We start from the raw sequence: 13271 nt of genomic DNA, 5'->3' as shown, positions 1-13271 counted from the left end.
GAATACCCGTTTCAAAATCCATTGCTGCCTCATGCGTGAGTGGCGTGTTTACTATACGATTATAATTTAGTCAGTGAAATTTTGGCGAATACGAATCAACTTCGACCCTATCAACGATGCTGGGCAACTTTATGAAGCAGAATAATTCACAACAATGTCCTGAGATGGTTGTTGGGTGTGTGCCCGAGAACTTGTTCGCTGACCCTCCGGCCTTCATTCGTGCAGTTCGGGAAGGTATTCCAGGACATTGGCTGTCTTCGATCATCCGGTCGTCCGGGTTAGATGAGAGTATTGCTAAGGCGCTTGGCGCGCCGCAAAAGCAGCTTGAGGTTTTGTGCGATATGGATGTCCTGGATACCAGAACCTCGGAAGCAGTTTTGGAAATCGCGAGAGTGCTTTATTCATGCGCAGCCACCTGGGAGTCTCCGGTATTAGCAAATCAATGGTTGAAGAGTGGGGTGCCGGCTCTTGGCGGTGAGAGTCCCGTCAGCCTATTGGACACCCATGAAGGCCGGCGTTGGATCATTGAGGTCCTCCGAAAAATCGAGGGTGGCCAGTTCAGCTAGTGCCGCACGCTGAAAGGTTCGGTGGAGTAAAGATCGCCAGGGTACTATCAGCGAATTAACTGATGTCACTGGCTAGGAGGCAGGTATCCGAATAGAAGACGAGCTCGCGGCCATTGCACGAAAGTTATCCGAGCTTGAGAGGGAAAAGGCTGCCCTTCTTTCTAGGAAGAACGAGCTTCATGCCTCCGCGAAACGACCCGCAGCAACGCAACTGACTCCCGACCAAAAGGCAGAACTGTTCCGGAACCTCTTTGGCGGCAGACAGGATGTTTATGCGGTCCGCTGGCAGGGATCCGGCGGCCGTTCCGGCTATGCGGTCGCCTGTGAGAATGAGTGGGTTCCGGGGATCTGTCAGAAACCTCGAATCAAATGCGGGGAGTGTCCGCACAAAAAATTTAAGCCCCTGGATTTCAATGCGGTGTATGACCACCTGTCTGGCAAGCATGTGGCTGGGTTATATCCTTTGTTGCCGGACAACTCCTGTTATCTTCTGGCCGTCGATTTTGATAAGGAGGACTGGCGGGCAGACATTCGAGCGCTGGCCCAGGCTTGTCGTGATGAAGGCATTCCTTATCTTGTAGAGATCTCCCAATCAGGAGCTGGTGCTCATCTATGGGTTTTCTTTTCCGACGCAGTTCCGGCATGGTCCGCGAGAGCTTTGGGGTTCAATCTGCTGGATAAAGCTATGGAGCGCCACCCTGGCTTGTCTTTTGATTCCTATGACCGTTTATTCCCCAATCAGGATACGATGCCCGATGGTGGGTTTGGCAATTTGATTGCTCTGCCGCTTCAGCACCAGGCACGAAGTCGTGGGTGTACGGTGTTTGTCGATGATGAGCTGAATCCGCATCCCGATCAGTGGGGGCTGCTCAGTCGGCAAGAGACCGTTTCGCCGGACGCGCTTCGAGAGATGGTTGGTAAGGAGCCTGATTCCGATGCTGCAGCGCCAGTTGCGTTACCGTGGGAGCAATCCTCGCCAGTCGAGACTGGGATGATTGAAGGATGTCCCGAGCGCATAACGCTCACTCTGGTCAATCACATTTATATGAAGTTGTCAGACATACCGGGACCACTGGCTGCACGCATAAAGCGTATGGCGAGTTTTGCCAACCCGTTGTTTTTCAAATCCCAGGCACTTCGCTTCTCAACTCATGGCATCCCTCGTTACATTTCTTGTGCGAGGATTGAGCAAGGTTATCTATCGGTTCCGAGGGGCTGCTTTGATGAGCTCCAGGCATTGTTGCTGGAACAGGGAATAGCGGTAGAAATCGATGACCGCAGAACCCGGGGCGAACTTCTGGACGCTATCAGCCTGAAAGCAACGTTGCGTAGTGATCAGAAGAAGGCTGTGAAGGCGCTTGCCAACCACGATACCGGAATACTCCATGCTCCAACCGCTTTCGGCAAAACCGTAACCGCCATTGGCATTGTGGCCAAGCGGCAGGTTAACACGCTGATCCTCACTCACAGTCGCCAGTTACTCGATCAATGGAAGGAGCGTCTGGAAACCTTCATGGAGGGTGCATCGGTGGGTGTGATTGGCGGTGGCAAGAAGAAACCTACCGGTCAGATCGACGTCGCGACTTATCAAAGCCTGATCAACAAGAAAGATAATACGGTCTCAAGCCTGGTCCGGGAGTATGGCCAGATCATCATCGATGAGTGTCACCATGTCTCAGCGCCCCGCTACGAGATGCTGCTTAACGAAGTCAGCGCCCGATACGTCGTAGGCCTTACTGCAACGCCTGACCGCCAAGATGGTCACCAGAGAATCATGTTTATGGTTGCGGGACCTGTTCGTCATAAAGTTCGGGCTGATCATAGTTCCAGGTTTGTCCAACGCGTGATCGTTCGGGAGCGTCACGAAACGCCACCCACTGACCTCTCTCAGGGTGGTGAACGGCCTCACATAGCTTCAGTTTACCGCTGGCTTGCTGAGAGTAGCGCCCGGAATCAGGATATTGTTCAGGATGTCGTACGGTGTGTACAAAACCAAGCAAATTGTCTTCTGCTTACGGAACGACGAGAGCATGCTGAGAGGCTGGCAACGCTGCTGGACGCAGAATCCATATCATCGGTGGTGTTGCGGGGAGGGATGCGCATCAGAGAACGCCGGGCGGCGGAAGCACAGTTACAAGAAGCTCAGGTTATCGTTGCAACCGGGAAATACATCGGGGAAGGTTTTGATTTGCCTCGACTGGACACATTGTTTCTAGCCTTGCCGATCGCCTGGAAAGGAACGCTCTCGCAGTACGCTGGCAGGATCCACAGGGATGCCCATGGCAAACAGGAAGTCACTGTCTATGATTATCTGGACGCTGGCCTACCCATGCTTGAGCGCATGTTCCGAAAACGGGAGAAAGGCTACAAGGCGATGGGTTATCAGTTTACCTCGTCTGGGCAAGAAAGGTTGCTGTAGCTTTTTACGTCATCGTTGCGCCTTGCCTGGTAGCCTTCTTGGCCCGGCGCAACGTTGAGGCGTCGAATATCGACGACCGTAAACCTAGCGCTCAGTCGGATCCTTTGCAAAAGCCTCAGCAACCCAGATTTTAAAATCTAAGTCCTCAAATACCCAGACGCCTTTCTCAACCGGCGCCAGGAACTCTCCCCGAAGCCGATTCAGCGCATTTTGGATCGTATGCGTTGCCACATCGGGCTCTGTCACACCCAGCCAGGTGGCAATGAATCGGCGAGCATCCTCGTGGTAGGGGCCGGCAATGTTCTGGGCGATGACAGCGAGGATGGCCTGCTCGATGGGCTTGAGCTGGGACCAGATTTTCTCGTACTCATTGGCATCATTGGTGAACTGCCGGTAGCGCTCCGTCGCGGAGGTTATGTCCGTCTCGCCGGAGAGCACCATACCTTCGATGACGGCTCGAAAATCCCGCGGAACCCGGTTCAGGGTATGGAATGCGTTCAAAGCGCGGGTGTAGCATAGAGTCCTGGCCGTGGCCTGATCAAAAGCATCAAGCATGTGTTTGACGAAGCCTGACCCTAGCTCTGGCAGGTCGATCTGGGACGATGAGCGAAACAGCGGTGCCTTTCGGCGATTGAACAGGCGGTACAGACCGTCTCTGGACGAACCAGTATAGACAACATAGAGCTTGTCCCTGTTTTCATCGAGCAGGGTCCGGAGGAAAAACACCAGGGGCTCGAAAGCCCGGTCGGTGGCCAGATGCTGGACTTCATCTAGGCACAGCAATATCTTCCTCTTTCCGCTCAGCAACGTCTCGAATCGGCTGCGAAGCTGGCTCAGGTCATCCTCCTGTGGCGGGATGTTTCGTCCAGAGACCTCGGCCGAGGCCTTCACCGTCCCGTCTATGCCGACCTCGCCACCCAGCTTCAGAGCTCCGAGGTGGGAGTTAGCCCAGCGCCGGCGTTCTAGCCAGGTCATTTCCCCGATGCTCCTTTCAAGGCCTTTTTTGAGGCAGGTAACCGGGTTCCGGGGGTTGTCCCAGAAACTTACATAGATGGGCCGATAGCCCTGCTCATGTGCTTCCGGGATAAGGTCAAAGAGGATGAATTCCGTCTTGCCCATGCGCCGAGGTGCAAAGAGCGTCAGGGTGTTGGAGACACCACTGGCGAAAGTCGACAGAAACTGATCCGTCAGCTCGCGGCGAGGAAAGTGCCAGTCCACATGTGCGTTCATAAAGCGCCTCGGCGGCCAGTAGTCGAGATTAGTAAATAAAAAACTATTTTAGTATAGTAAATTACTAAATGCTACTAAAGGCGCCCTGCCTGCTGGCTCAGGTGCTGGTGGCCAAGTACGCCGACCATCTCTCGCTGTACCATCAGGAACGCATTTTCGGCCGTGCCGGGCTCACGATCTCTCGCTACGCTGGCTGAATGGGTGGGGCTTCCAATTGCAGCCCCTTAAGGAGCTATCGCAATGATCATGCGGCGGTTAAAGTCGTATGGCTGTTAAAGCAGCTAAAGGCGCACAGCCGCCAGTGTGGCCCCGGGTATTCTTGCTTGTGCGATCTACTCGGAACCCGCGTCTTACCTCAGCGGTGGTTGAAGCCTTTGGAGCCGCCTGGGCGTTATTGAAGTGGTGGCTGAGCCTGATAACGTCAGGATTTCAGTTTCCTTTTTGCCCAAGCCTCCAGCGCATCGGCTTTCCAGTAACCAATGATGCCAATTGTAAAGAGGGATAAAGCAAAGCCTCCATAGCCGATAAGGGCTGCCATCATGTTCATATCGCCTCCGGAATTTTTATGAACTTTAAGAGAATTATATCTGTCCCGAGATATCCCTGGCGAGCCTCTCCACTTCTACTGGATCATGCCCTGAGGCAAGCCATTCCTGAGGGCTTAGGCAGCGATTGCCGAGTGGTAGATCGCAGTGTTTGCTGGTCATAAAACGGTTGATGGTGAGTGCGCTTACTTTTGGATCAATGTGCTTCAGGATACTCTGAAGAACCGGCATGAGACCTTGTTCTGTGAATTGCCAGCCTGGAAATAGCAGAACGCCATTGGGTGCTTTAAATGCGTGTAGGCCTGGGTGCTTCTTCGTGAGAAGCTGGAGGGCAGCCTCTTTTGACACGGAAAGCCGTTGCGCGACCTCGTTGAGGGTGAGCGCCTGCTGAATCATGGCACGAAGTTCGTCCTGAATTCGTTGAACTTGATGGTGGATGAGTTCGTCACGAGTGTGCCCGAGAGTGTCGCCGAACCGGGCGCCACCGCTCTCAAGGATGTCCCTCTCTTCAGGTGTCAGTGGCTGGCGCGCGGCGCGCGGCGCAGTATTTGTTTCCGGGATTGTCGGGGCGTTTCTAATAGTGTCACCGGACAGCATGTATTTCAGATAATCCCTGCCCACGCTCGCTGCTAGTTGGCTCCGCATATCTTCGTCTGATACCACGTTTCCCCCCCTCCTTCCGGTGCGATCTTTGAGTCAGCCCCAAGTCCAGCTGTCAACATATTATAGGATGCTGTGCCCGGACTCCTGGAGCGGCTTGGCCAGTTAAGCCTGACCCCCAGTCCAGGCGTTGTTGTGCCGAGTATTGGCTAAGTAAACTCACCATCTAATCGCTGTCGGGCGCGGTCACTCCTTCCGATCTTTCGGTGGCTGATCCCGGTCGTCCATGAAATCCTCGGTCACACGTTCCTCGGACTCAAACCATTCCTCCCAGACCGGATCCAGGGGCCGCTCGTAGCGTTTGACGGAGCCTTTCAAACGCTCAAGTGGTGTCAGCTCCTGAGGAAGCGGTTGCGCTAGCTCGTCGGTGTGGGCCGTGTGGGCATTGAGGTCTTGTAGGAGTTGGTTTTCAGTCGTGGGTTTTTTGGCCATATCCCCTCCTTCGGAAGCACTGTCACTTTTTGTTCATTTCGTGATCCTTGAGTTCCTTGCGGCGTGACCAGAGGCACCAAGCGGTCAGCAGCCCGGCACCAGCAACGCCGATAGTCATCGCGGTGAGTATACCGGTCTCGAGGTCCATGATTTATCCTCATGAGAAGTGGTACTGAATATTGTAGGCTAAGGGTTGTGTGAGTCATCCCGTCCACACGGTGAAGTCAGGCCCAAGTACATCAGTCACACGCCTTACTTTGCCCTCGTACCTGAGCGCCCGCAAGAAACTCTCTTTTCTCGCGGCATGCTTGAAGATGTGCTCTCGAACCCTGTGACTTTTGTTCAGTGGGTTCGCAGGGGTATACCCGGTGACTGGCTGGCCTCTTTAGTGGGTGAGACTGGCCTGGAACATGAGATTGCGATAGCACTTGGCATGACTTCATCCCAACTGCGAGCAGCCTGTCAGGCGGATGCTCTGGATGCCAGAACGTCAGAAAACGTGCTCGATCTGGCAAGGTTACTATCGTACTGCGTATCCGTGTGGGAATCCCATGACCAGGCCGTGGAATGGCTGAGTCATCCGGTCCATGCGTTAGCAGATCAGATTCCCATGAGCCTGCTGGATACCTTTGAGGGTAGGCGGTGGCTCACGGAAGTGCTTTACAAAATTGAGCAGGGTGATTTCAGCTGAGCTGACATATGTGACTCGTACGTCCACAGCCGATCGCTCTTCTGAAATGTGTGTAAGTCAACTAATTCCTGGCAAATCTCGTCATAGTTACCGAAAAGTGCGCAAAAAACCCCGCTTTACTGCAAATCTGCCCCATTCAACTCTGAAACAATATGTCTGAGGGTGCCCTTGGTTTACCTCGGTAGATCACAGGTGTCGCCGAAATGGCCTGACTTTTCAACTGTTTTAGGCTTCTCGCCAAAATTCCGGTCTGAGCTGTGTAAAAAGCTCTGATGGAAATTCAGGCGTTAGCTTAACGCCAACTGTGCACAGACAGGTGGCGGTCGGGCTGGGATCAGAAAATTGTAAAGGGCTAACAGTTATGACCAACCAGAAATCCTGCGAGACTCTCAATGCTGCCATCTTGGTGCTACACCCATTAAGCGCGCCCAACGTGGTTCATTCAGGCGGTGCATTAGAGTTTGAAGAGGAGGGTGCGCTGGTTTTGCCGTCGCAGAAACAATTGAAAGACACCATGGTTCGGGTTCTCAATGATTTTGTGAGCTTCCGAAAAACACCTGCAATCGCAGTCGAGTCCCGGTTGCGGGTTGAACCTCAGGATGGAACTGAATATCCCGCGACCCATGTCATCCGGCTCGTTGGGTCTGGAACGACTCCAGCCGAGGTCATGGTCTTTCGAGCGGCTGCACAGGTCATTCTCACGGCATTGATTTCACAGCGATCATTTGGTGAGCAGGAGACCGACCATGTTCTCACGGAAGAGGAAAAACTGTTTTTGAACGAGCTCGGAGGCGACGTTGCCGCGAAGTTTGCGAGTAAATCGATTACCCAGGGTTTTGTGGTGAGGTTCGGTGCCACCGATCTTCATGGGATAACCGTGCAGGGCGTAATGCCGCCATTGGCGTTGGAGCAAAGTGCGCACGGCACTATTGAGGGCGTGGGCAGACCGCTGGGGTTTGATGAACAAAAAAGTACGGCAATATTTTGGTTTTCAAAGGCGGCAAATGATGGCGGTAAAGTGCCCTATGAAGGGCGCCTCGAGATTGTCTGTCATAACCTGGATTTCCTGCGCACGGTCGCGCGAGCGTTTGCGAATCGAAACCTGCTCGAGTTTAAGGCGCTCAGCCAGCCCGAGCCGAAAAAAAAGAAACCGGTTATCACGCTGCTGGAGTTAAGGGAGGTCGCGGCAAATGATCAGGATCAGTTTAAGCTTGAGTAAATTGGCTGGGAGTCGGCTAAAGGCTGCATTGGGCCCGTCCGCGGGCAGTAGGCGGCGGCGATAGCGATGTAAGCCAGCACCAATTCAAGACTGTCGTGAAGAGGGCCACTAGCCGGTTTTGCCAGAACCAGACCAGCGTAGGATCGCGCCCGTCCGAAGGTTTTGCTGTGGTCTTCATTGAACGTATCCAATTGAGTCGTAACACCAACTGCCGGCGCAAATTGCGCTTCGAGCAGTAAATTCTGAGCGCGTGGCACAGCGCTGGGCGGACTTTTTATCATCACCATGAAAGAGGTTTCCGGTAGCTCGAAGCTGTCGACAACAAGGCGCAGGAGGTATGACTCCTCCGGAAGGTTCATGAGCAAATGGCCATTTCTGCCCACCAGGTTTGAGGCCTGATCCAATGAGGGTAGAGGCCGACAGTTGGCCAGTTGGTTTCTGGGCGGCAGTTTTTCAGCCAGTTCCAGCAGTCGTGGCCAGACGCCAGAGGGTCGGGATTTAAGAAGAAAACGCGGTAGAGACTGACCATAGACATACGCCTTCTTCCCCTTTTCAGGATCGAATACCTTGAATCGAATGCCCGCATTGATTCGGTCGACCAGGGTTTCAACATCTGTCAATTCCCCGGGCTCAAGACGCAACAGGTGCTCAATCCGGTTTGTAGGATATCCAAGTGCCATAAGTCGTAAAGCCTCGATCACGATCGAAGGCGTCAGTTCTGCCTTTTGGGAGAAGATCGTTGGCAAAGCATCGTGATCCGGCAGAGATTCAACAGCCCACTCGTTGGTATCAATTGCCTTTGCAATGGAGCTGGCATAGTGGGATCTGACCGGGGTGAGCGTATCGGCCCACTCTGTGAGGAGGTGATTGTAGGAGCGGAACTGCGTGCGTGGGCTCTGATGTCCCAGTGCCCGGCCGATTGCCATTGCACCGCGACGAGATGGCTGCTCATGTTGCCCCAGCATGATATGAATGATGGCTTCTCGATCAATGGATTTGCACAAATTGGCAGCCAGTGGTGTATGAATCCCAAACAACGCGGTGGTCAATACGTTACAGAATGCATGCCTTGCCTGATGCAGGCTCGTTCTCGGATTGCCAGTGGCCAGTTTGAGCGCCTTCGCAATGTCGGTGGGAATTGTGCGAGCAAAGGGTGTGAGCGTCCCGTCGTTAGCTCCTAATATTGGCTTATTGGTGGCATCTGCAAACCGGGTTGTAAAACGAGTCAGTGTCGTTTCAATCAGTGTCTGTTCGATGGCGTCCAACTGGAAAAGCAAGGGTATCGCACGCCGGCTGTTTGTGGTGTTCTTTAAGGACCGAATGGCATTGCTCTGAATCAGTACCCAGGTCAGTTCTCCGGATTGGCACCAATCGGAGCGCAGCAAGCCCAGGGCCTCCTGGGCCCGAAGGCCGAATCGGAAGGCAAGAAAAAGCACAAAGGCAGCTTGCCTGCCACGGTCCGGATCTTCCGAGTTAGCGCGGAGCAGTATCCGAAGCGCGTCCAGATATTCATCTTCTGAAAAAAGCCGGGGGCGAACGGATCGGCGTGATCCGCCCAGATCGAGCTCATCCCAGTCCGGAGTTGAAACACCACGCTCCCCAGCCCAGTCAAAAAACTCGATGAGACGGGCCGAGAAGTAGTTCAGGTCCTTCTGTCTTTCCGCATGCCGGGAGAGCATTCTCGCGCCCAGTTCGGTGACATCCTCCTCTGTCATAATCATTAGATCGGCGTTATAGGCCAGGCCACCGAAAGACGGGGACAGCGCACTCAGGTAACGTTTTATTGAGTTGGCGGCATAGGGGTTGTGGGCACGATTGGGCCTTCCTTTGCCTCTGCGGACCAGATGGGCGATCCAGTAGCCGAGCATTAAAACGGCACTGCTGACCCCGTGGGCATTGGACTTACAGTGCCGCTCGATTTCCTTGGCAATTTCCTGTGAGGAGCTTTTTGTGTAGCGATTCAGGATGTCATGCAATGCCCGGAAAAATGCCTTTGATGAATCGTAGAAGGCGTTGGGGTAGCTGGCGGAGGCCATTGCCGGGATGTTTGGAAAAGCTTCCGGCGCCGAAATTGGGGCGCGTGTATCAATTCCCGGTATTTGATAACGGAGGCCTTCGGTAAGCCTCAGGTAATCGTACAAACAGACGCTTGTCGGAGGGTTTCGTTCGCTCAGGGCGCCGGCGACTATGCCGGGAAAATCGACCAGGTTAGCCTGCTCCACAAGTCGGTGTAACGACTTGAGTACCTCGGCAAGCGTCAGGTCTGCTTGTCTCTTCCAGTGTTCAGGTCCAGACGTTTTCAGGATAGGTTGAAGTGATCGCAGTGGCTTGGGGGAGGGCGTTCGAGTGAGATCCTTTGTGTCCTTTATGCCCGATCCTCTTGCCAACAGTCGGGCAGTGGTATGGTCGATCTCATGGCGTTGAACGGGCTGATCGAAGTCGTCAGGCTCCAGTGCCTCACTGTACTCGAGGTACACACGCCGTTTGTGCTGGATCACCCGGTAATTCAGTCCCTGAACCAGGTCTGACAGTAGCTGCGGGTAGGATATTCTTTTTTCGATGGCGAGGAAGGCGACAGCCAGCGCCAGCCCATCGGATTTTGACAGTCGCCTCTGGCGGAGGGCTTGTCTGGTTTGGCTCGCCCAGCGCTGGAGTTCAGGCATTACTTGCAGTGCCCGGGGACAGGAGCTGCGGAACAGTGAACGCTCCGTCCCCAGACGGGCCAGCCGGTGGCGGACAAATTGCCGTGCCTGTGGCCCCGAACTCTCCAACCATTGAATCAGCACTTCCATACGGATGGCAGCGCGGGGATGGGGTAGCCCGTTCTCGCGTAAGATCATGCCTTTCACCACACCATCAACATACGTTTGGGTGAGCTGCTCATCCCCGTTGGGTGGATTAGCTTTAAGAATCAAATCGAGATCCTTGCGGGCCAATGCGCGAGCCTGATCCCGGGCCTGCAACCGCTCCATGTGACGTTTCGCTTGACCGAAATGCGTCGGCTCACGGTAGTCGTCTGTTTGGCTCCGGGGTTGAACCTGGATCTCGTCGTATGTTGTCTCGGGTAGTTGAATCAAGAAACCTAATCGGTCAAAGCAGTCATTCAATGTCTGGTGATATCGCTCAGCATCCTCCTTCCAGCACCGTGCTGAATGATCGCTGTAGGTGGTTGCCCCTCGTTCACCGTGTCCCATCCAGCCGTCAATGACTTCAGGATTGACACCACATCGTGCTAACTGCTGGGCAAATCGGTGCCGGAACAGGTTTTGGGGAAGAGACCATTGGAATAGCCCGGCGCCCTGCACGGTTCCGTCATTCAGTGGATGCCATGAGCCAGAAGAGTCCAGTAAGAAAAACAATGGTAGCGAACTGGATGTGCCTTGCAGTACGTGGTCGATACGACCAGAAAGCTCCGCGTCTTGATTTGCCAGACCCTTCTGGAGACGACGAAGATGTTCGCAATACGCGCTAACAAGTGCTCTGGCACCATCGGCCAGAGGCACCATTCGGCCGTTGTGAAGACCGTCTTCGGTTTTGTCATTAATGAAGACCGCAGGAGGCTCATCACAAAAATGGTCGAGAGATTCAAAGGGCTCGGAAAGGTGACGGCATCCCGTAGCGGCATAGAGCGCGGTGACCGTGTATTGCACCAGAGTGTTGTGGAATGAGACTGGATCTCCCTTGGCGCTGTCTAATAGTCTTCTGGTGCCTTTTCGAACTCCCTCAACCAGTAACGATTCGAGCGGCGCTAGGAGGCTGCCGAGCAGGTTAACCCGTTCATCGCTAACAGATGAGTGCTTAAGCGGCAGCGCAAACCCATTCTGCACTTGCCGAATATTCCAATTGGCGTAGCCGCAGGCTGCTGGAAGGGCACTGCGGGGGTGGGCTGAGATCAGTCTTGCGAGAGAGTGGTCGCCTTGTTCGTTAAAAACCCGTTGAGGTTGGGCATTGGCGAGTTTGGCGCTGGAGAGCCTGGGAAAGTGCTGGCGCGCATGTTGTCTGAACCAGGTTTGCAGGGTATCCGGGCAAGCCTGCCCCCATAGTTGTCGCAGTGACGAGCTCTCTTGATATGACTGACTCGCTTTCCGAAGTACTTCCTGGATCCGTTCGGGCAGAGCAGTGCATAAAGATTTCTCAAATGACTCAATGAGTGACTCATCTGCCTTGCCGGGAGTCCAGGAACTATGGCGCCTGGGTGTTTGGCGATGTGCTGACTCAAAGTCACTGGAGAGGCTCCACTCCGCCTGAGCGCCATCGGTAATCTGGAATTCCAATACAAACTCCAAAGATCGCCCAAAGTGAAGCGCCAGCCATACCAGGGCTGCGCCGAGTTGTTCCGGAAGTTCATCGTTAGCAAGGGTGCTTGTTAGCCACTGCTCAAGAAGGTGCGTTTCCGGGGGAAGCGGCTTGTCCCATGACCATGGCAGGTAATGCGATAGCTCTGACGTTTGCAGCAGAATGCTTCGGCCGGACAGTTGTTGCTGTTCTGGAGTCTCTTGCGGGTTGACGTCGAACAGGATCAGCTGTTCAAGCCCTTCTTCATCGCCAGAGCTGCTCTCTCTGTCTGAAAGAGCCAGAACTTGGGGTGCTCCAGTTTGCTTATCGAGGATGAGGGATGGGGCTTTACTCTTGAATGGTCCGCTGAAAGACGATGCGGACAAGCGTTCTGTTCGGTGAGTTACGATTGGATTTCGTTGACCTTCGGCTACCCTTTGAAGGGAATTTAGTAACAGACGTTGTTTGCGTTGGGTTGGCTCTGAATGAAGAGGTAGCAATTGTATGGCAGAGTGTCGGATCGCAAGGGTGAACTGCCCGTAGAAATAACGATCCGACGGGCAAGTCTGCAAAGACATCGCAAGGACTGAGTCAATAGCTCCCCATTTATCGTCCTGGCCGGATAAACAGAGTGCGCTGGCGACCTGTCGTATTTCGTTGTCGTGGTAACAGGAATGCTCGACCGACCGTTCAAGGGCCTGCACGACGAGCCAGATTCTCAGGGTTTTGCGGAGGCGGCCCAATGATTCAGAACCGGATAGTGCCAACGGTTGCACGATCATTTCGAGCAGGAAGTGCTGGTGCTTGATATCGGCCCCGGCAGCGCGGAGAGTACTTTTGGTATTGGCTCGAGATACGCCTTGAGGAATGCCTGCGAAGTCTGAAGAGACTTTTATGTCTTGGTTGTAGGCCGTGATCAGCTTGTTCAGCTGATAGATGTATGGGTTATCAGCCCACTGTGTAAGTATGGCCTGGGAATCTGAATCGGACAGTGCGCGCGAAAGGTTACCGATAATCGTGAAGTTCTCGGTAAAGCCAAAGGTGAGAGCAATGGCCTCAAAAATCTCGGATACGTCGTGTTGCTCCGCCCAGGTTTTGAGCGTTTTAAAATGACGTCCAGCGAGCCTTACGGTCGAATTGCTGTCGTTTGATTCCTCAATCCTGTGCCAATTCTGATGGTCGTCTTTCCCCATTAATGTACCTAGTCTCCAAAGCCTCTTGCTCCTGAAACTTT

10 protein-coding genes and 1 pseudogene are annotated in these 13271 nt (G+C 53.9%); 5 read left to right on the top strand and 6 right to left on the bottom strand.

Going from position 1 to position 13271, the window contains the following annotated elements:
- The first annotated feature begins 131 nt into the window (after positions 1 to 131).
- The gene (locus JJO78_RS11335) at positions 132 to 566 is read left to right on the top strand and encodes an antitoxin Xre/MbcA/ParS toxin-binding domain-containing protein (RefSeq protein WP_219496107.1); all 435 of its coding nucleotides are present in this window, start codon (positions 132 to 134) and stop codon (positions 564 to 566) included.
- 85 nt (positions 567 to 651) lie between these two features.
- Positions 652 to 2985, top strand: a complete 2334-nt coding sequence (locus JJO78_RS11330; RefSeq protein ID WP_373274852.1) for a TOTE conflict system archaeo-eukaryotic primase domain-containing protein — start codon at positions 652 to 654, stop codon at positions 2983 to 2985.
- A gap of 84 nt (positions 2986 to 3069) precedes the next feature.
- Here JJO78_RS11330 and JJO78_RS11325 read toward each other — a convergent pair whose 3' ends face one another.
- On the bottom strand, positions 3070 to 4215 hold the full coding sequence (locus JJO78_RS11325) for a hypothetical protein (RefSeq protein ID WP_219496105.1): 1146 nt from the start codon (positions 4213 to 4215) through the stop codon (positions 3070 to 3072).
- A gap of 89 nt (positions 4216 to 4304) precedes the next feature.
- On the opposite strand from JJO78_RS11325, the pseudogene JJO78_RS11320 reads away from it, so the two are divergent.
- Positions 4305 to 4422: pseudogene (locus JJO78_RS11320) on the top strand (IS66 family transposase); the annotation flags it as partial.
- Between the two features lie 214 nt (positions 4423 to 4636).
- On the opposite strand, the gene JJO78_RS11315 reads toward JJO78_RS11320, so the two are convergent.
- From JJO78_RS11315 to JJO78_RS11300, 4 genes are all read right to left on the bottom strand, one after another.
- Complete coding sequence (locus tag JJO78_RS11315) at positions 4637 to 4762, bottom strand: hypothetical protein (protein WP_257903139.1); 126 nt, start codon at positions 4760 to 4762, stop codon at positions 4637 to 4639.
- A gap of 34 nt (positions 4763 to 4796) precedes the next feature.
- Complete coding sequence (locus JJO78_RS11310) at positions 4797 to 5423, bottom strand: hypothetical protein (protein ID WP_219496104.1); 627 nt, start codon at positions 5421 to 5423, stop codon at positions 4797 to 4799.
- 183 nt (positions 5424 to 5606) lie between these two features.
- Positions 5607 to 5852 carry a hypothetical protein gene (locus tag JJO78_RS11305; protein ID WP_219496101.1) on the bottom strand — a complete coding sequence of 82 codons (246 nt, stop codon included), beginning with the start codon at positions 5850 to 5852 and terminating at the stop codon, positions 5607 to 5609.
- A 22-nt stretch (positions 5853 to 5874) separates the two neighbouring features.
- Positions 5875 to 6000: a hypothetical protein gene (locus tag JJO78_RS11300; RefSeq protein WP_257903138.1), complete on the bottom strand. Its 126-nt coding sequence runs from the start codon at positions 5998 to 6000 to the stop codon at positions 5875 to 5877.
- 285 nt (positions 6001 to 6285) lie between these two features.
- Between JJO78_RS11300 and JJO78_RS11295 the strand changes: the two genes are divergently transcribed.
- Both JJO78_RS11295 and JJO78_RS11290 read left to right on the top strand, forming a co-directional pair.
- Positions 6286 to 6543, top strand: a complete 258-nt coding sequence (locus tag JJO78_RS11295; protein WP_273623705.1) for an MbcA/ParS/Xre antitoxin family protein — start codon at positions 6286 to 6288, stop codon at positions 6541 to 6543.
- A gap of 361 nt (positions 6544 to 6904) precedes the next feature.
- Positions 6905 to 7762, top strand: coding sequence for a hypothetical protein (locus tag JJO78_RS11290; RefSeq protein ID WP_219496097.1), 858 nt, complete (start codon positions 6905 to 6907; stop codon positions 7760 to 7762).
- Here the strand turns inward: JJO78_RS11290 and JJO78_RS11285 are convergent.
- Positions 7744 to 13230, bottom strand: a complete 5487-nt coding sequence (locus JJO78_RS11285; RefSeq protein ID WP_219496095.1) for a hypothetical protein — start codon at positions 13228 to 13230, stop codon at positions 7744 to 7746. The genes JJO78_RS11290 and JJO78_RS11285 overlap by 19 nt on opposite strands.
- Between the last annotated feature and the right edge of the window lie 41 nt (positions 13231 to 13271).

Origin of the sequence: Marinobacter sp. DS40M6 (assembly GCF_028581595.1) — a bacterium.
GTDB classification, from domain to species: domain Bacteria; phylum Pseudomonadota; class Gammaproteobacteria; order Pseudomonadales; family Oleiphilaceae; genus Marinobacter; species Marinobacter salarius.
This window is presented reverse-complemented; position numbering and strand designations above follow the sequence as displayed.